The sequence below is a fragment of the Rhodanobacter terrae genome, assembly GCF_042657005.1.
Taxonomy (GTDB): Bacteria; Pseudomonadota; Gammaproteobacteria; order Xanthomonadales; family Rhodanobacteraceae; genus Rhodanobacter; species Rhodanobacter terrae.
The window spans coordinates 53,456-70,855 of the sequence record NZ_JBHSNG010000018.1 but is presented as its reverse complement, the minus strand read 5'-3'; the positions used below and the strand labels follow the sequence as shown (position 1 = coordinate 70,855).

14 protein-coding genes are annotated in these 17,400 nt (G+C 67.2%); 6 read left to right on the top strand and 8 right to left on the bottom strand.

The features are described from left to right. Positions 1 to 22: 22 nt before the first annotated feature. Positions 23 to 1,033: a zinc-binding alcohol dehydrogenase family protein gene (locus tag ACFPPB_RS15130; RefSeq protein WP_377328554.1), complete on the bottom strand. Its 1,011-nt coding sequence runs from the start codon at positions 1,031 to 1,033 to the stop codon at positions 23 to 25. Positions 1,034 to 1,118: 85 nt separating this feature from the next. Here ACFPPB_RS15130 and ACFPPB_RS15125 point away from each other — a divergent pair, with 85 nt between their 5' ends. Beyond that, the gene (locus ACFPPB_RS15125; RefSeq protein ID WP_377328552.1) at positions 1,119 to 2,051 is read left to right on the top strand and encodes a LysR family transcriptional regulator; all 933 of its coding nucleotides are present in this window, start codon (positions 1,119 to 1,121) and stop codon (positions 2,049 to 2,051) included. Positions 2,052 to 2,425: 374 nt separating this feature from the next. Here the strand turns inward: ACFPPB_RS15125 and ACFPPB_RS15120 are convergent, their stop codons facing one another. Beyond that, on the bottom strand, positions 2,426 to 2,647 hold the full coding sequence (locus tag ACFPPB_RS15120) for a hypothetical protein (protein ID WP_377328550.1): 222 nt from the start codon (positions 2,645 to 2,647) through the stop codon (positions 2,426 to 2,428). Between the two features lie 345 nt (positions 2,648 to 2,992). Between ACFPPB_RS15120 and ACFPPB_RS15115 the strand changes: the two genes are divergently transcribed. From ACFPPB_RS15115 to ACFPPB_RS15100, 4 genes are all read left to right on the top strand, one after another. Next, positions 2,993 to 3,943 carry a peptidylprolyl isomerase gene (locus ACFPPB_RS15115; protein WP_377328548.1) on the top strand — a complete coding sequence of 317 codons (951 nt, stop codon included), beginning with the start codon at positions 2,993 to 2,995 and terminating at the stop codon, positions 3,941 to 3,943. A gap of 82 nt (positions 3,944 to 4,025) precedes the next feature. Further along, positions 4,026 to 4,619, top strand: a complete 594-nt coding sequence (locus ACFPPB_RS15110) for a class I SAM-dependent methyltransferase (protein ID WP_377328546.1) — start codon at positions 4,026 to 4,028, stop codon at positions 4,617 to 4,619. Between the two features lie 215 nt (positions 4,620 to 4,834). Continuing rightward, positions 4,835 to 7,006 carry an AsmA family protein gene (locus ACFPPB_RS15105; protein WP_377328544.1) on the top strand — a complete coding sequence of 724 codons (2,172 nt, stop codon included), beginning with the start codon at positions 4,835 to 4,837 and terminating at the stop codon, positions 7,004 to 7,006. 157 nt (positions 7,007 to 7,163) lie between these two features. After that, a complete protein-coding gene (locus tag ACFPPB_RS15100; RefSeq protein WP_377328542.1) occupies positions 7,164 to 8,093 on the top strand; it encodes a DMT family transporter in 930 nt (309 codons plus the stop codon). Here the strand turns inward: ACFPPB_RS15100 and ACFPPB_RS15095 are convergent, their stop codons facing one another. Continuing rightward, positions 8,094 to 8,990 carry a LysR family transcriptional regulator gene (locus ACFPPB_RS15095; protein WP_377328540.1) on the bottom strand — a complete coding sequence of 299 codons (897 nt, stop codon included), beginning with the start codon at positions 8,988 to 8,990 and terminating at the stop codon, positions 8,094 to 8,096. 133 nt (positions 8,991 to 9,123) lie between these two features. On the opposite strand from ACFPPB_RS15095, the gene ACFPPB_RS15090 reads away from it, so the two are divergent. Further along, the gene (locus ACFPPB_RS15090) at positions 9,124 to 9,765 is read left to right on the top strand and encodes an NAD(P)-dependent oxidoreductase (protein WP_377328538.1); all 642 of its coding nucleotides are present in this window, start codon (positions 9,124 to 9,126) and stop codon (positions 9,763 to 9,765) included. A 131-nt stretch (positions 9,766 to 9,896) separates the two neighbouring features. On the opposite strand, the gene ACFPPB_RS15085 is transcribed toward ACFPPB_RS15090, so the two are convergent. From ACFPPB_RS15085 to ACFPPB_RS15065, 5 genes are all read right to left on the bottom strand, one after another. Then, on the bottom strand, positions 9,897 to 13,079 hold the full coding sequence (locus ACFPPB_RS15085; RefSeq protein ID WP_377328536.1) for an efflux RND transporter permease subunit: 3,183 nt from the start codon (positions 13,077 to 13,079) through the stop codon (positions 9,897 to 9,899). Next, positions 13,076 to 14,380 (bottom strand): efflux RND transporter periplasmic adaptor subunit, encoded by a 1,305-nt coding sequence (locus tag ACFPPB_RS15080; protein ID WP_377328534.1) that lies wholly within the window; start codon positions 14,378 to 14,380, stop codon positions 13,076 to 13,078. The genes ACFPPB_RS15085 and ACFPPB_RS15080 overlap by 4 nt, the downstream gene beginning before the upstream one ends. Further along, positions 14,377 to 15,648, bottom strand: a complete 1,272-nt coding sequence (locus ACFPPB_RS15075; RefSeq protein ID WP_377328532.1) for a TolC family protein — start codon at positions 15,646 to 15,648, stop codon at positions 14,377 to 14,379. The genes ACFPPB_RS15080 and ACFPPB_RS15075 overlap by 4 nt, the downstream gene beginning before the upstream one ends. Positions 15,649 to 15,730: 82 nt before the next feature. After that, the gene (locus ACFPPB_RS15070) at positions 15,731 to 16,153 is read right to left on the bottom strand and encodes a hypothetical protein (protein WP_377328530.1); all 423 of its coding nucleotides are present in this window, start codon (positions 16,151 to 16,153) and stop codon (positions 15,731 to 15,733) included. A gap of 131 nt (positions 16,154 to 16,284) precedes the next feature. After that, positions 16,285 to 17,400, bottom strand: coding sequence for a c-type cytochrome (locus ACFPPB_RS15065; RefSeq protein ID WP_377328528.1), 1,116 nt, complete (start codon positions 17,398 to 17,400; stop codon positions 16,285 to 16,287).

Here is a 17,400-nt window from a genome sequence, read left to right as displayed (position 1 = left end):
CTTGTTCGAGCTGCGCTTGAAATCAGAAGCCTTCGAGCACGATCTTGCCCACGGCCTTGCCGCTTTCGATCAGCGCATGCGCGCGGGTCAGGTTTTCTGCGTTGATGCGGCCGAAGACGGCGTTGGCGGTCGTCTTGACGCGGCTGGAGTCGACCAGGTCAGCCACGCGCCCCAGCAGAACGCCCTGCTCTTGCATGTCAGGCGTCTCGAACATGGAGCGCGTGAACATCAGCTCCCAATGCAGCGACAGCGATTTGCTCTTGAGCGCGATCGGATCCAGCCCTTCCATGTCGTCGATGACGGCCAGCGCGCCCTGCGGCTTCAGGCTCTGGATGATCTCCTGGTAGTGCGTGCCGGTCTGCGTGAGCGAGGCCACGTAGTCGACGTGCTCGATGCCGGCCGAGCGCAGCGCCTGCGACAGCGGCTTGGAGTGATCGATGACCGCGTGCGCGCCCAGCTCCAGGCACCATTCACGCGACTCCGGACGCGATGCCGTCGCGATCACGCGCAGCTTGGTCAGCTGCCGGGCCAGCTGGATCAGGATCGAGCCTACGCCGCCGGCGCCGCCCACGACCATCAGCGTCTGGCCTTCGCCACCGCCTTGGGCGATGCGCAGCCGATCGAACAGCAGCTCCCACGCAGTGATGGCCGTCAGCGGCAGCGCCGCAGCTTGCGCATCCGAAAGCGACTTGGGCGCCCTGGAGACGATGCGCGCGTCCACCGCATGCAGCTCGCTGTTGGCACCCGGGCGCCTGATCGAGCCGGCGTACCAGACGCGGTCACCGACCGCAAAGCCGGAGGCCTGCGCGCCAACCGCCTCGACCACGCCGACGGCATCCCAGCCAAGCACCTTGACCTCGCCGTCGGCCGGCGCGCTGCCGGCGCGGACCTTGGTATCGACTGGATTGACCGAGACCGCGTGCACGCGCACCAGCAGGTCACGCCCACCGGGCATCGGCGCGGGCAGCTCCACGTCCTCGAGCGCCTTGGGTGCGTTGATGGGGAGGTTCTTGCGATAGCCGACAGCTTTCATGGCGCTTTTTCCTTCCAAGATTTGAGTGATGTCGATGGAAGGGCAATGTAGGTAACATCACAACGTTTGATAAGACGACCTTCCGATGTTTCACTTTCAAACCAGAATTGAAAATGTGAGCGACCTCCAAGTGCTGCTGCACACGGTCAGCGGCGGCTCGTTGACCGCGGCTGCGCGGGCACTCGGCATCACGCCGGCAGCCGCGAGCGCAACGCTCAAGCGGCTCGAGACACAGCTGGGAACGCGGCTCTTTGAACGCTCTACACGCGCCATGCGGCTCACGCCGCCGGGTCAAATCCTTCTGGAGTACGCCCAGCGTGCGTTCGAGCTGCTTGCAGAGGGAGAGTCCCAGCTCGACGCCGAACGCGGCGCACTCGTGGGCACCGTGCGTGTCTCGGCACCGTCGGACCTTGCTCGAACCGTGCTAATGCCAATGTTCGATGAGTTCCTGCACCTTCACCCGGGAGTGAAGCTGGCGCTCAATGTGGGCGATCGCGTGCTGGACGTGCTGCGAGACGAGGTGGACCTGGCCATTCGGTACGGTCAGTTAAGCGACTCTCGCCTCGTGGCCCGTCAACTTTCGCTCGCACACCCCGTCCTCAGCGCTTCTCCCGACTATTTGAGTCGACACGGTACGCCGCTTGCGCCAACGGACTTGGTGGACCACAACTGCATCACATTCATGCGCGGCGGGCGCACGTTCAATTCCTGGCGCTTCGGTCAGAATGGCCAATGGACCACGGTAAGGATCAGTGGCGACCGGGTCGTGGATGACGCCTCCCTGGCCCGCGAATGGGCTGTTTCGGGAGCCGGAATCATCTTCATGACGGAGATCGAACAACGGCGTGATCTGCAAAGCGGCAACTTGGTGCGGCTACTGACCGGATGGGAGACAGATCCCTATCCGTTGCATGCACTCCTGCCTAGCGGGCGCTTCGTTCCCAATCGGGTTCGTGCGCTCGTGGACTTCATCGCCGGATGCTTTGCTGCACTCGGGCCGTCAAACCTCGAGCACTGAAGAAGGCGCCCGGCAGCCCGAATTGATAATGCGGCGCCTTCGATACGGTCGTGGCTCTCCTTGTCTATCGCTGCCGTCTGCTCTGGGTCCAGGCTGTGTGAAAACAAATCCGTGCCGACACCAATGCTGAGATTGCCACACTGAGTGCCTTTCCGAGCATCTGCGGTCAGCCAGTAGCGCTGCCGTGGCAAACGCATTTCGGAAATCTCGAAACGTGCGGTCGGCATCGAGAGTCTCGATAAGCCCGTCGATCGTCGCTTTTCGCGACGAAGGCGCCCTCAGGCGCACATCGCCTCCATCAGCGGCGCGATTCCCAGGATGCGTATCACGCGTTTGAGATGGTATCCACGCATGCCCAATGAACATGGTCCGGGCTACGCCACATGGAAGGCAACGCTTGAGGAAGAGTTGGCAGCCCTGAACGACGGCGCGACACGTTGCACAAACAATGGAGTCGAAGGGTGTGTTTTCTCCTCGTCGACCGAGAGTTTCATCTTTCCCATGATGTCGCGCAGCCGGAACAACGCATCCTCGGCCCTGCCCTGCCGGCACAGAATCAGGAGATCGTCCGCATACGTCACGATGCGACTGCCCAAGCATTATTCCGGCCCAAGTTTCTTCCATCACAGCGCGAGCCGGCGCAAGAACAGATTGGCCAGCAAGGGCGAGATGGGTGGGCCCTGCGGGATGCCGCGGCGCTGATCCTTGGCTGCGTCCGGCCTCGACGGTCCCTGTACTGATGATCACGCACGTCGTCGCGCTCTATTTGCTGGCGCGTGCCCGGCCCAAGGCGATCCTGGACCTCCGCGGCCGGGCAGCTGCACCCCGGATCGGATGACATGGCCGCCTCTCCGTCCTTCCACCCGGCCGACACTGGTGTCGCGTCCACAGGCCACTCTGCTAAGTTGCCCTCTCACCATTCCATCGCCGCCGGGAACTCCATGCTTCGCCGCCATCTCATCAACGCTTTCGCGGTGATCAGCGCCCTGCTGACGCTTTCCGCCAACGCGGCCGAGCAGAGCAAGCGCTCGCCCACCGCGAAGGAACTGCTGGCCAGGTCCGCGCCGGCCGAGTGGCGTACGCCCGATCCGCAGAACCTGATCTTCATGCAGTTGCCGCAGGGCCGCGTGGTGATCGAGCTGGCGCCGGACTTCGCGCCGCTGCACGCGGCGAATATCCGCACCCTGGTGCGTGAGCATTATTTCGACGGGCTGGCGATCATCCGGGTGCAGGACAACTTCGTCACCCAGTGGGGCGACCCCAACGACGACGACAACAGCGACAAGAGCAAGATCCGCCCGCTGGGCAAGGCGCACCAGACGCTGCCGCCGGAATACACCCGCGCTATCGATCCGAAACTGCCGTGGACGGCGCTGCCGGACGGCGATGTGTATGCGCCCGAGGTCGGCTTCTCCGAAGGCTTCCCGGCCGCGCGCGATCCGGCCAGCGGGCAGGAATGGCTGACCCACTGCTACGGCGCCGTCGGCGTGGCGCGCGACGTCGATCCGCAGACCGGCAGCGGCAGCTCGCTGTATGCGGTGATCGGCCAGGCACCGCGCCGGCTGGATCGGAACCTCGCGATCGCCGGCCGCGTACTGGAAGGCATGCCGCTATTGTCCGGCCTGCCCCGCGGCGCCGAGCCGATGGGCTTCTATACCAAGCCGGCGCAGCGCATCACCATCGAGTCGGTCCGGCTCGCCGCCGACATTCCCGCGAAAGATCGCCCGGCGATCGAAGTGCTGCGCACCGACAGCCCCACCTTTGCGGCGTTGATCGACGCCAGGCGCCATGGCCGCAGCGCGTTCTATACTTTGCCGCCCGGCAAGGCCGACCTGTGCAGCATCGACGTGCCGGTGCGTGAGCCCGCGTCGGCCGCCAGGGCGGCATATTGATGTCCGCCGGCGCCCGGCAAACATTCTGTTCAGCCGCATGGGTTACCTTGCAAGCCACGTGGCCCGTTGCGGAAATCGTTGCATGGCGTTGAACGACAGCTTGAGCTTTCTGCGTGCGTGGCTGCGCGACCCGCGCGGAATCGGTGCGGTCACGCCCTCGGGGGCGGCGCTGGCCCGGCTGATGACCGCCCACGTCAGCCAGCTGGATGGCCCGGTGATCGAGCTGGGTCCAGGCACCGGCGCGCTGACTCGGGCATTGCTGGCGCGCGGCGTGCTGCCGCACCGGCTGGCGCTGATCGAAGCCGACCCGCATTTCGCCGAAGCGCTGACCAAGCGCTATCCGAAAGCCACGATCCTGCGCATGGATGCGGCACGGCTCGGAGAGACCGAGTCGCTGTTCGGCGAAGAGCGCGCCTGCGCCGTGGTCAGCGGCCTGCCGCTGCTGTCGATGCCGGCCAGCCAGGTCGCGGCGATCGTGCAAGGCGTGTTCGAGCGCCAGCTGCGCAGCGATGGCATGTTCTACCAGTTCACCTACGGCCCGCGCTGCCCCCTGCCGGCGGCGTTGCTCAAGCGCCTGAACCTGCAGGCCCAGCGCGTCGGCAGCGCCCTGCTGAACCTGCCGCCGGCGGCGGTCTACCGGATCAGCCGGTGTGCGGACGTGCAGGTCGCCGCCTGACGCGAGTTCTGCGCCGGCCCCGCTGCAACTCGCCGCGTTGGCCAGTCCAACGCGGCGAAAGCGTTCGCGCACCCCCGAAAGAGTGAATCACGGCCGAGCGCAAACCGTGTTGCATACATAACTTTTTCATGTTCTCGGCTATCTCTCGAACCCGTCTCCCGAAATGTGACGCGAAATGCGGCCTGTTCGGGTCACCAGCCGAATAAGGAGCAAGGATGAAGCGCAGCGGAAAAATCGCGAGCTGGATCGCAAGCGTGCTGCTGGCCCTGATCGTAGTGGTGCTGGCGGTGGTCTCCATGTTCGACTGGAACCGCGCCAAGCCGTTCATCAGCGACAAGGTGGGTCAGGCCATCGGTCGTCCGTTCGCGATCAACGGCGACCTCAGCGTGGACTGGCGGCGCGACCGGAGCGGCAGCTGGCTCGGCTCCCTGCTGCCATGGCCGGAGTTCACCGCGAAACAGATCGCCATCGGCAACCCCGACTGGGCCGCACAGCCGCAGTTCGCCAGGCTCGACGCGTTGCAGTTCCGCCTTTCGCCGCTGGCGCTGCTGGCCCATCGCATCGTGGTGCCTTCGCTGCAGCTGGTGCACCCGAGCATCGACCTGCAACGCGACAAACAATCGCGCGCCACCTGGGATTTCGTGCTGCCGCAGAGCGCGCAGCCTTCCAACTGGTCGCTGGAGCTGGGCCGGATCGGGTTCGATCGCGGCCAGATCGCGCTGGATGATGCGGTCAGCGGGGTGAAGCTGCAGGTGGTAGTGGAACCTTTGCAAGGCGCCATTCCATACGACCAGATCGTGGCCCAGCAATCGACCGACGCACGCGCGCAAGCGGTCAGATCGGCCGGAGCCGCGGCGAAGAAGGCGCTCGATCGCGCTGCCGCCGGCATCGAGAAGAAGGAAGATGCCGCGACGACGGTCGGCAACGCCAACGCGTCCACCGTCTATCTGTTCGGCTGGAAAGCCAGCGGCAGCTACCACGGCGCAGCGATCACCGGCCATGGCAGAACCGGCGGCGTGCTCGCCCTGCAGAATGCCGGCGATCCGTTCCCGCTGCAGGCCGACATGCAGATCGGCGACAGCCGCATCGCGCTGGTCGGCACGCTGACCGATCCGATGCACCTGGGCGTGCTGGACGTGCGCCTGTGGTTCTCCGGGTCCAGCATGGCCAAACTGTATCCGCTCACCGGCGTCACCTTGCCCGACACGCCGCCGTACGCGACCGAGGGTCGTCTCAAGGCCGAGCTGCATCGCGGCGGCAGCCGCTTCAGCTACCAGAATTTCCGCGGCCGCGTCGGCGGCAGTGACCTCGCCGGCAACCTGCTGTTCGTCACCGGCGGCAAGCGCCCGAAGCTGAGCGGCGACCTGCATTCGCAGTTGCTGCAGTTCGCCGACCTGGCACCGCTGATCGGCGCCGACAGCAACGCCCTGAAGCAGCAGCGCGGCGATGCCGCCGCGCAACCGGCCGACAAGGTATTGCCGATCGAACCGTTCCGCACCGATCGCTGGCAGGCCATGGATGCGGACGTGAACTTCACCGGAGCGCGCATCGTGCACGGCCAGGCGCTGCCGATCGATTCGCTGAGCACCCACCTGGTCATGAACAACGGCGCGCTCTATCTCGACCCGCTACGCTTCGGACTGGCCGGCGGTTCGGTGCGCAGCCATGTCACGCTCGACGGCAGCCAGGCGCCGATGCGCGGCGTGATGAAACTCGATGCGCGGCATCTCAAGCTCAAGCAGCTGTTCCCCACCTTCGCGCCGATGCAGACCAGCTTCGGCGAGATCAACGGCGACGTGACGCTCGACGCCCGCGGCAATTCGGTCGCCGCCCTGCTGGGCAGCGCCAACGGCGAGCTCAAGCTGCTGATGAATGACGGCGCGATCAGCAAGAACCTGCTGGAGACCGCCGGCCTCAACGTGGGCAACATCGTCATCGGCAAGCTGTTCGGCGACAAGACGGTGAAGATCAACTGCGCCGCCAGCGACATGACCGCCAAAGATGGCTTGTTCGACATGCGGCTGTTCGTGTTCGACACGGATGATGCCGTGATCAACGTGGACGGCAACATCAACTTCGCCAGCGAGAAACTCGACCTCGACGTGATACCCCACACCAAAGGCTTCCGCATCTTGTCGCTGCGCTCGCCGCTGTATGTGCAGGGCACACTGAAGGATCCCGACGTCGGCGTGCACGTCGGCCCGTTGCTGGCGCGCGGCGCCGGCGTGGTCGCGCTAGGCGTGATGGCCGCGCCCGCCGCCGCGCTGCTGGCGCTGGTGTCGCCCAGCCATGGCGACAACGGCGACAACACCTGCAACACCGTGCTCCAGCAGCTGCGCAGCTCGGGCAAGATGATGCCGTCCGCCAAAAAGCCGGCCTCGAGGTAGCCGCCGCCGGTAGGAGCGGCCTTGGCCGCGATGCTCTTGTTTTGTACCTGACGAAAGGCATCGCGACTGAAGTCGCTCCTGCGCGAGCTCGGATTCGCGGCATCGGATGCAAGGTCCGGCGCTAGAATGTCGACTCCCCCTTCGTGCGACGTCCCCCATGCAAGCAGCCAGCAAAGCCCGCCTGCAGATTCACTTCTGCGTGCTGCTGTGGGGCTTCACCGCCATTCTGGGCAAGCTGATCACGCTGCCGGCGCTGCCGCTGGTGTGGTGGCGCATGTTGCTGGTGACGGCGGCGCTGCTGCTGATGCCCAGGGTCTGGCGCGGGTTGCGCGCGATGCCGGCACGGCTGCTGCTGGCGTATGCCGGCATCGGCGTGCTGGTGTCGCTGCACTGGCTGACCTTCTATGCCTCGATCAAGCTGTCCAACGCTTCGGTCGGCGCCACCTGCATCGCGCTGGGGCCGGTGTTCCTGGCCTTCATCGAACCGTGGATCGCCAAACGCAGGTTCGACCCGCGCGAACTGCTGATCGGCGCGATGGTGGTGCCGGGCGTGATGATGGTGGTCGGCGGCGTGCCGCACGACATGCGTCCCGGCATTGCGGTAGGCGTGCTTTCGGCGCTGTTCGTGGCGCTGTTCGGCTCGCTCAACAAGCGGCTGGTCGAGCACGGCGATCCGCTCACGGTGACCTGTATCGAGCTGGGCACCGGCACGATCTTTCTCACCGCGCTCGCGCCTCTGCTGCCGCATGCCGGCCCGGCCTTCATGCTGCCGAACCCGCACGATGCGCTGTTGCTGCTGGCGCTGTCGTTCGGCTGCACGCTGCTGCCGTTCACGCTGGCACTGGTGGCGCTGCGTCACCTGAGCGCATTCGGCACGCAGATGGTGACCAACCTGGAACCGGTCTACGCGATCGTGCTGGCGATCCTGCTGCTGGGCGAACAGCGCCAGCTGGATCGCTGGTTCTACGTCGGCGTGATAGTGATCCTCGCTGCCGTATTCGCGCATCCGCTGCTCAACCGCCAGCAGCGCGAGACGAAACAGCCAGAGCTGCTGGGCACCAGCGAGAGCCATGGCATGGTCGATTGATCAGGCAGGTGCGAGCCGCTCGCGCAGATGGTCGATGAAACGGCGCACTTTCGCCGGCGGATGTTTTCCAGGGTAAACCGCATGAATGCCCCCCTGGGGCAATCGGTACTGCGCCAGCAAGACCACTAGTCGCCCGCTGCGGATGTCTTCCTCGGCCAGGTAATCCGGCAGCACCGCCACGCCGGCTCCGGCCAGCACCATCGCCCGCACCGCGGCTGCATTGTTGGCCTGCGCCACCTGCCGCATGCGCACGCTGCGCCGCTTGCCGCCGCTGCCGACGAAGGTCCAGCGCAGCGGCGTCGCCAGCACCGACATGGCGATCCAGCCGTGCGCGGCCAGATCCTCGGGCCGGCGCGGCGTACCGTGCGCCGACAGATACGCCGGCGCAGCCACGACCAGCTGGCGAAAGCCGCCCAGTCGAACGGCGTGCATGCTGGAGTCGCGCAACCAGCCTACGCGTATCGCCAGATCGAAGCGCTCGGCGATCAGGTCGCTGACGCGGTCGCCGATCACCAGATCGACCTGCACCTGTGGATGCAACCGGCAGAAGCTCGCCAGCGCAGGCGCCACCACCGCCATGCCGTAGTCGGTCGAAGTAGTGAGGCGCAGCGTGCCGCTGGGCGTATCGCGATTGCCGCCCACGCGCTCGATCGCCGCCTCGGCATCGGCCAGCAGGCGTACGCAATCGGCGTGGAAACGGGTGCCGGCCTCGGTCAGCGACATGCGCCGCGTACTGCGCAGCAGCAGCGTCGCGCCCAGCTCGCGCTCCAGCTTCGCCAGGTGCTGGCTGACCATCGCCTTGGTCAGCCCCAGTTGCTCGGCCGCCGCCGTGAACGAGCCGGCGCGCACCAGCGCCACGAACACCGCCAGCCGGTTGAGATTGACGTCATTGGCCATGATTCTCACTGTCAATTATCGATTTACAGTGAATTATGTACCGGGCGATTTATCAAACCCATGGCGGAGCGCATGCTTTCTCCCGTCAGCCGCCGACAATCCGTCGCACGGCCACTTCGACCCGGAGTCATCCATGAAAATCGCATTGTTCGGCGCCACCGGCCATCTCGGCCAGGGCATCCTCGAGGAAGCACTGTCGCGTGGTTACCAGGTGACCGCGATCGTGCGTGATCCGTCGCGGCTCACCCGGCGCAACGACACATGGAAGGTCGTCACCGGCGATGTCGCGCGACCGGCCGGCTGGCTCGATGCCATACGCGGCCTGGACGCCGTGGTGGCCAGCCTCTCCGCCCGCCGGGACGGTAATCCCGACAGCGTTCCCGCCAACGCCGGCGTGCTGCTGGACAACCTGCCCAAGGCCGGCGTGAGGCGCCTGCTTTGGGTCGGCGGGGCCGGCTCGCTGGAGGTGGCGCCGGGCGTCAAGGTGATCGACGACCCGCATTTCCCCGCGGCCTGGAAGCCCGAAGCCGATGCGCAAGCCAGGGCGCTGGACGTGTTCCGCGCCAGCCAGGCCGACGTGGACTGGACCTATATCAGTCCGGCTGCCCTGATCGAGGACGGCGAACGCAGCGGCAAGTATCGCGTCGGCGGCGACCAGTTGCTGGCCGACGCCAACGGCGTCAGCCGCATCACGATTCCCGACTACGCAGTCGCCCTGCTCGATCGCCTCGAACAGCACGACGCGCTGCGCAAGCGCATCACCGTCGCCTACTGATCGCTGCCGGCGGGCCTGATCTCGTGCACACCGGTCAGGCGGTTCGCGCCCGGCCCCTCTGCTGAACGCCGGCGAGGGCAGGCGCAGCGATCGGCACGCCGGTGAGTGCAAGGGCGACGACATGCTTTTTTTCAGGCATCGGCTTCCTGCGGGTCGGGGCGAAGCGTGGCGTCGGCATGGCCGTTCCGACGCAGACGGTGCAGCACCAGCAGGCGAAATGCCGCGGGAACGACCAGCATGGACAGCAGCGGCGCGGTCAGCATGCCGCCGATCATCGGCGCGGCGATGCGCTGCATGACCTCCGAACCGGCACCGTGGCCGAGCAGGATCGGGAACAAACCGGCGAGGATCACCGCAACGGTCATCGCCTTCGGCCGCACACGCTGCACCGCGCCCTCGCGGATCGCTTGATCCAGTTCGGCCGGACCCGATCGCGGATCGATGGCCAGCTGGCGATCCCACGCATGGCGCAGGTACAACATCATCACCACGCCGAACTCGGCGGCGACGCCGGCCAGCGCGATGAATCCGATCATCGTCGCCACCGACACCGCATGCCCCAGCAGCCAGATCAGCCAGAGCCCACCGACCAGCGCCAACGGCACGCTGGCCATGATCAGCGCTGCCTCGCTCACCTCGCGGAACACCACGTAGATCAGCACGAAGACGATGAGCAGAACCACCGGCACGACCAGGGTCAGCCGGCGCATCGCCTGCGCCAGGTATTCGAACTGGCCCGACCACGTCACCGTGACGCCAGGCGGCAACCGGACCTTCTGCGCCACCGCACGTTGCAGGTCCGCCACCACGGCGCCCAAGTCGCGGCCGGCAGTGTCGACGTAGATGTAAGCCGCCAGCTGGCCGTTCTCGCTCTTCAGCATCGGCGGTCCGGCGACTACCTCGATATCGGCCACCTGCCCCAGCGTCAGCTGCGCACCGTTCCGCGCGACGATCGGCAACTGCGCCAGCGCGGCCGGCGAATCACGCGCCGCCCGCGGATAGCGCAGCACGATCGGATAACGCTCGCGACCTTCGACGACCTGATCGATCGGTTCGCCGCCGACGACCGTCGCCAGCAAGGCTTGTACCTGCTGCTGGGTCAGCCCGTAACGCGCGGCGTCGTCACGCCGTATGCGCACGTCGACATAACGTCCGCTGGCGGCCCGCTCGGCAATCGCCGTACTCACGCCGGGCACGCTGCGGGCCACCGCTTCGATCCGGTCGGCCACCGCCTGCAAGCTGTCGATGTCGGCACCCAGCACCTTGATGCCGATCGGACTCTTGATCCCGGTGGCCAGCATGTCGATGCGGTTGCGCAGCGGGGGCACGAACAGATTGGTCAGGCCCGGCACCTGCACCGCATGGTCCAGCTCCGCCCTGATCTTCGCCATCGTCATGCCCGGCCGCCATTGGTCCTTCGGCTTGAACGTGATGATGGTCTCGAACATCTCCAGCGGCGCCGGATCGGTGGCCGTGTCGGCGCGACCGGCCTTGCCGAATACGTGGTCGACCTCGGGTACGGTCTTGATCATGCGATCGGTGAGCTGCAGCAGCTGCGCGGCCTTGCCCGAGGACAATCCGGGCAAGGCGGTGGGCATGTAGAGCAAACTGCCTTCGTCCATCGCCGGCATGAACTCGCTGCCCAGCCGGCTCAGCGGAAGCAGTGCGGTAAGCAGCAATAGCCCGGACAGTGCCAGGGTCGCCTTCGGATGGCGCAACACCGCTTCCAGCATCGGCCGGTACAGCGCGATCAGGCCGCGGTTGAGCGGACTGGCGTGCTCCGGCCGGATGCGCCCGCGTAGCAGGTAGCCCATCAGCACCGGCACCAGCGTCACCGCAAGTCCGGCCGCCGCCGCCATCGCGTAGGTCTTGGTGAACGCCAGCGGCTTGAACAGCTTGCCCTCCTGACCTTGCAGCGCAAACACCGGGATGAAGGACAGCGCGATGATCAGCAGGCTGACAAACAGCGCCGGCCCCACCTCCGCTGCGGCCTCGGCGATCAACGACCAGCGCGCCTTGCCCTGCGGCTCCGTGCCGTCGTGCGTGTCGCGCCAGCACTCCAGATGCCTGTGCGCGTTCTCGATCATCACCACCGCCGCATCGACCATCGCGCCGATCGCGATAGCGATGCCGCCCAGCGACATCAGGTTCGCCGTCACCCCCTGCAGGTGCAGCGCGATGAATGCAGCCAGCACGCCCAGCGGCAGGCTGACCACCGCCACCAGCGCCGAGCGCAGGTGGCCGAGGAACAATACACAGACCAGCGCGACGACCAGGAATTCTTCCAGCAGCTTGCCCCACAGGTTGCTTACCGCAGCATCGATCAGCTGCGAGCGGTCGTAGGTCGGCACGATCTCCACGCCGGCCGGCAGGCTGCGCCCGAGCTCGGCAAGCTTCGCCTTGACCGCCTCGATCGCGGCTTTCGCGTTCTTGCCGGAACGCAGCACGATGATGCCGCCGGCCACCTCGCCCTGGCCATCCAGCTCGGCCATGCCGCGCCGAAAGCTCGGCCCGCGCCGCACCGTGGCGACTTCGCGCAGTTGCACCGGCACACCGTTCGCATTGGTGATGACGGGCACGCTCTCGAAGTCCGCCCGGCTGCGCAGATACCCTTCGCTGCGCACCATCAACTCCGCCTCGCCCTGCTCGATCACCGAGCCGCCGCTGGCGCCGTTGGCCGCACGCACCGCGTCGACCAGCTGCGCCACCGTGATGCCGCGCGCGGCCAGCGCCTGCGGGTCCGGCACGATCTGCCAGGCGCGCTCCATGCCGCCCAGGCTGGCCACTTCGGCGACGTCTGGCACGGTCTTCAGCTGATAGCGCAGGAACCAGTCCTGCAATGCGCGCAGCTCGCCGAGGTCGTGTCTGCCGCTGCGGTCGACCAACGCGTATTCGTAGATCCAGCCCAGGCCTGTGGCATCGGGACCTAGCGACGGGTTGACTCCGGCGGGGAGCCGATCGCGCATCTGGCTCAGGTACTCCAGCACGCGCGAGCGGGCCCAGTACAGGTCGGTGCCGTCGTCGAACAGCACATAGACGTAGGAATCGCCGAAGAACGAATACGCGCGCACTGTGCGCGCGCCTGGCACCGAGAGCATGGTGGTGGCCAGCGGATAGGTGACCTGATCCTCGACCACCTGCGGCGATTGCCCGGCCCAGCTGGTACGGATGATCACCTGGGTATCGGACAGGTCCGGCAAGGCGTCCAGCGGCGTGCGCGCGACCGAGAACACGCCGATCGCGGCCAGCGCCAGCGCTGCCAGCAACACGAACACGCGATTCGCGATCGCGGCGCGTATGAGGGCGGCGATCATGGGTGTTCTCCCATCGGCATGGGGCCGGGCATGGCATGGCCCGCTGCGCTGGTGGCTGCCGCGGGTCCTTCCCGGCGGTCTCCCAGCCGGTCCAGCGCACCGGACAGGCTGGCCTCCGAATCGATCAGGAACTGGCCGGACACGACGACCTTCTCGCCGCCGTGCATGCCATCCAGAATCTCCGTATAGCCGTCGGCCGAACGGCCGGTATGCACGGCAAGCGGACGGAAATGGCCGTCTGCTTCCGCCACGATCACCCGCGTCTGCCGGCCGGTCGCGATCAACGCCTCGTCCGGCACCACCGGTACAGCCACGCCGTCGGCCGGATTCAGCTGCACGGTGACGAACATGCCCGGACTCAGCCGGCCGCCCGGGTTGGTCAGCACGATGCGGGCGCGCTGGGTGCGCGTGGCATTGTCCATATCCGGCAACAGCGTCTCCACGCTGCCGTGAAACACTTCGCCCGGGAAAGCATCGACCCTGACGGTAACCGGCGTACCGCCGTGCACCGTACCGGCAACGGCCTGCGGCAGCGCCGCCTCGACCCAGACCGTGGCCAGGCTGTTCAACGTCATCAGCGTCTGCCCCGCACTGACGCGCTGCCCTTCATTCACCTCCAGTGTGGTGACCATGCCCGCCTGCGGCGCGTGCAGCGTGATCGCCGCGCCCGCGCCGGGATGCGCCGCGCGGATGTCCGCAGGGGTCAGGCCGAGTATCTGCAGGCGCTCGCGCGAGGCGCCGCGCAAGGCCTTCGCATCGACCGACCGTGCGCCCTGCAGCGCGTCGTACTCGGCCAGCGCGCTGCTCCACTGCGGTGCCAGCAGGTCGGCCAGCGGCTCGCCCGCCGTCACCTTCGTGTACGGTGCGCGCAGCCACAACCTGCTGATCACCGCATCGACGCGGGCGCTGACCGTGACGGCCTCGCGCGGGTTCCACGCCACCGTGCCGGGCACGCGCAGCGCGGTCGACAGGACACGGCGCTCCACCGGCGCGGTACGCACCCCCAGGTTCTGCACCGTGGCCGGATCGATCCGCACGACAGCTCCGGCCGCAGCGCCGGCGCCGGCGTACCAGGGCAGCATTTCCATGCCCATAGGCGAGCGGCCGGGATGATCGAAATGCTGCTGCGGCACCATCGGGTCGTACCAGTAAAGCACCTTGCCCGCGCGGTCTGGCGCAGTCGCCGACGACTGCGCCGGTGCGGGCGCGTCGGCGACCCGGCGACGACCACCGAGATAGCCGGCGGCGAGCAACGCAGCCGCCACGACGATGACGGCAAGGACGACCAGCGTACGCTTCATGGCGTCACCTCCGGGGGCAGCAGAAAGGCCAGCGCGGCCCACAACCGCGCGCGTGCAGCCAGCGCGTCGGCATAGCTCAGGCGCAGTTCGATTTCGGCGCGGCGTGCATCCAGCCACGGCTGCAGCGAACCGCCGCCGCGATAGCCGGCCAGCGCGACCTGCGCGCGATCACGGGCCAGCGGCAGCAGGGTTTGCCGATAGCGCGCGATCTGTTGCCCCCAGCCTTGCCAGGCAGCCACCGCCCGCGCCACCACCTCGCGCTGGGCACGGCGCGCATCCTCGTGATCGGCCTGCACGGCGTCCCATTGCGCCTGTCTGGCGCTGATGCCGCGATCCTGCCGGTTGCGCGTGAACAGCGGCAGGCTCACGCCCACCTCCAGCATCACCATGTCCGACAGGCCCGGCGCGCGATGGCCGTAGCTGGCGCTCACGCTCCAGTCCGGGTGGCGGGCGGCACGCGCCTGTTCGAGCGCGGCCTGCGCCACCTGTTCGCGCGCGGCCCACACGCGCAGCGGTGCCTGCTGGTCGACGCTGGAGGCCAGGCGATCGGCTTCCACCGGCAGCCGGCTGAAATCCTGCGTCATGGCGAGCGTGCCAGGCGGCCCTCCAAGCCAGCGCTGCAGGCCCGCCTGCGCAGCCGCGAGATCCGCCCCGGCCGCCTCGATTCGATTGTCCAGCGTGGCGATTTCGGTCCGGGCTGCCAGTGCATCGGCCGCGCCGCCTTCGCCACCGCGCAAACGCGCCTGCGCGATCTGCACGGCCAGGGCATCTTCGTCGTGCAGCGCGAGCAATAACTCACGCTGCTGCTCGACCGCCCAGTCGTCGATCCACGCATCGGCGATACGCTCGCGCACACTTTGCGCGGCGACCACGCTATCGGCCTGCGCAGCATCGACCCGGGCGCTGGCCAGGGCGCGCTCCGCCCGGCGTGCCGTGCGCGATGGAATAGCCTGGACCACTCCGATCGTGCGCGCCGTCATTCCGTCCGAGCGCAAGCTGAAAGCGCCCGGGCTGGTGACCGGAAAATTGGAAAGCCCGAACGTCAAAGTGGGATCCGGCAACTGCCCGGCACGCGCGGCCTCCTCGCGAGCTGCCGCCGTATCGGCGGTACGCGCGTCCAGTTGCGGCGCCCGCGCCAGACCTCGCCGAACCGCCGCGTCCAGGGTCAGCGGCGGTTCGGCCGCGTGCGCCGCCGCGGCCATCGCCGCCCATAGAAGCGTAGCCAGGCCCGCCACCATCAGGTGCCGGGCGAAATGAATGGACAACATGAGTGGGAACTCCCTCGATCTGCGATTCGCGCCGTGCCAGGCCGGCACGACGCCACGTCGGTGCATGCCGCGACGTGTCAGATCAAATCAGGAGCGAGCAGTACAACAGCCGGGGTGTGGGCGGTGGCGCGCGCAAACGGTGGCGCCGCGCCAGCGTCCGCTCCGACGGCGAGGTAGCGTCCGCCACGGACAACGCCATCGGCGGCGGCACAGCCAGCGCATTGAAAGGCACCGATGCCGTACGCTCGTCGACCTGGGTGGCATGATCGGGCTGGCAATGCTGCCGGCAGAGCGGATCGACCGGAACCGCCGGCATTTCCGCACAGCGATTGCCCATCGCCGCCATCGAAAACGAATGCGTCGCCGCCGCGACCGTTCCAGCCGATACCGGTGCGCCAGCGCACACATACGCCGCTACCGCCACCTGCTGCCACAGCAGCATCAAGGCCACCAGCCACGCAAGGCGGCGGCTGCTGCGCGGGCGGATGTGGAATGCGCGTTTCATGCCGCAGCCACTGTAGTGCAGACGGATCGAGCGGGTTATTGACACGGATCAAGCCAACGGCGACGTGACTACCGCGCCCACATCGCCTGCATTGCCGGGCCGTGGCATGCGGGGACACCGCCGCTCCAACATCACAACCCCGATCCCGGGGAGGTTTGCCACTGGATGGATGTGATCTTCCAGCCGTCGCCGTCTTTCCTGAGGTTGAGCATCTCGCGGCTGCGCAGCGTGGCCGGCTTGCCCTTGACCGTGGTCTGCATATCGCTTTCGCTGCCGACCATCGCGGCATCGCCCATGGGCATCGAGCCCAGCGCGACCGGCGTGATCCGCGCGGTCTTCAGGAAGGCGATGTCCTCGCCCAGGTGACTGTTGGCGTAGTCGTCGCGCGTCTGCGTCCGACCGCCTTCGCTGATGCTGGCATCGGACGCGAGCAGCGCGAGCACGGCCGCGCGATCGCCACGCTGCAGCGCCGACTGGAACGCCCGCGCCACCGTTTCAGCCGCTGGCACCGCGTTCGGCTTCATTCCCTCCATCGACAGCGGCGCCTCGGCCGCCGTGCCGGCGGCATGTTCGTGCGCGTCACCCTCCGCTGCGGTCGCCGCGTGGCCGTGCTCCGCTTCACCGGCCATGTCCATGCCCTTCATCGCCACCCCGTCGTGCGCGTCCTCGTCGGCGGCTCCACCATGGCTATGGCTGTGGCCACCCTCGTCGCCCATGTCCATGTCTTCATCCGGCGGGGCCTTCGCCACCATGTCCCTGTATTGCGCCGGCGTCATGTCGGGCAGCTTCTGCAGGAAGGCGACCATGCTCCAGATGGTGGGATCGTCGTGGCTGAGTCCCCACGCCGGCATCGCGCTCATCTTGATGCCGTGCTTGATCACCCAGAACGCTTCCCTCGGCGCGACCCGCACCTGCGACAGGTTCGGCGGCTGCGGGTACAGGCCCGGGCGGATTTCCGAATCCTTCCCGCCGGGCTTCAGGTGACACTCGGTGCACATTGCCGCGTACTGGCCGGCACCCTTGAGGATCAGCTGTTCGTCGTTGAGGTCGGGCACCTGGATGTCTTTCGAGTGCACCTCGATCGAGCGCTCGCGCAGGGCCTGCATGACTGCAAAGACGGGTTTGGTGTGAGGTGCATCGGCACCCATGTCGTAGAGGCCCGAATACACGAACGCGCCCGCGCCGACGACAAGAACGCCCAGGACGACGGCGACGGTGATGCCGTGCTGCTTGATCTGCTGTTTCAT

Excerpts from the sequence above, each read along its gene's own strand:
- ACFPPB_RS15130 (WP_377328554.1), bottom strand. The coding sequence starts at position 1,033 with ATGAAAGCTGTCGGCTATCGCAAGAACCTCCCCATCAACGCACCCAAG.
- ACFPPB_RS15125 (WP_377328552.1), top strand. The coding sequence starts at position 1,119 with ATGTTTCACTTTCAAACCAGAATTGAAAATGTGAGCGACCTCCAAGTG.
- ACFPPB_RS15115 (WP_377328548.1), top strand. The coding sequence starts at position 2,993 with ATGCTTCGCCGCCATCTCATCAACGCTTTCGCGGTGATCAGCGCCCTG.
- ACFPPB_RS15110 (WP_377328546.1), top strand. The coding sequence starts at position 4,026 with ATGGCGTTGAACGACAGCTTGAGCTTTCTGCGTGCGTGGCTGCGCGAC.
- ACFPPB_RS15105 (WP_377328544.1), top strand. The coding sequence starts at position 4,835 with ATGAAGCGCAGCGGAAAAATCGCGAGCTGGATCGCAAGCGTGCTGCTG.
- ACFPPB_RS15100 (WP_377328542.1), top strand. The coding sequence starts at position 7,164 with ATGCAAGCAGCCAGCAAAGCCCGCCTGCAGATTCACTTCTGCGTGCTG.
- ACFPPB_RS15095 (WP_377328540.1), bottom strand. The coding sequence starts at position 8,990 with ATGGCCAATGACGTCAATCTCAACCGGCTGGCGGTGTTCGTGGCGCTG.
- ACFPPB_RS15090 (WP_377328538.1), top strand. The coding sequence starts at position 9,124 with ATGAAAATCGCATTGTTCGGCGCCACCGGCCATCTCGGCCAGGGCATC.
- ACFPPB_RS15085 (WP_377328536.1), bottom strand. The coding sequence starts at position 13,079 with ATGATCGCCGCCCTCATACGCGCCGCGATCGCGAATCGCGTGTTCGTG.
- ACFPPB_RS15080 (WP_377328534.1), bottom strand. The coding sequence starts at position 14,380 with ATGAAGCGTACGCTGGTCGTCCTTGCCGTCATCGTCGTGGCGGCTGCG.
- ACFPPB_RS15075 (WP_377328532.1), bottom strand. The coding sequence starts at position 15,648 with ATGTTGTCCATTCATTTCGCCCGGCACCTGATGGTGGCGGGCCTGGCT.
- ACFPPB_RS15070 (WP_377328530.1), bottom strand. The coding sequence starts at position 16,153 with ATGAAACGCGCATTCCACATCCGCCCGCGCAGCAGCCGCCGCCTTGCG.
- ACFPPB_RS15065 (WP_377328528.1), bottom strand. The coding sequence starts at position 17,400 with ATGAAACAGCAGATCAAGCAGCACGGCATCACCGTCGCCGTCGTCCTG.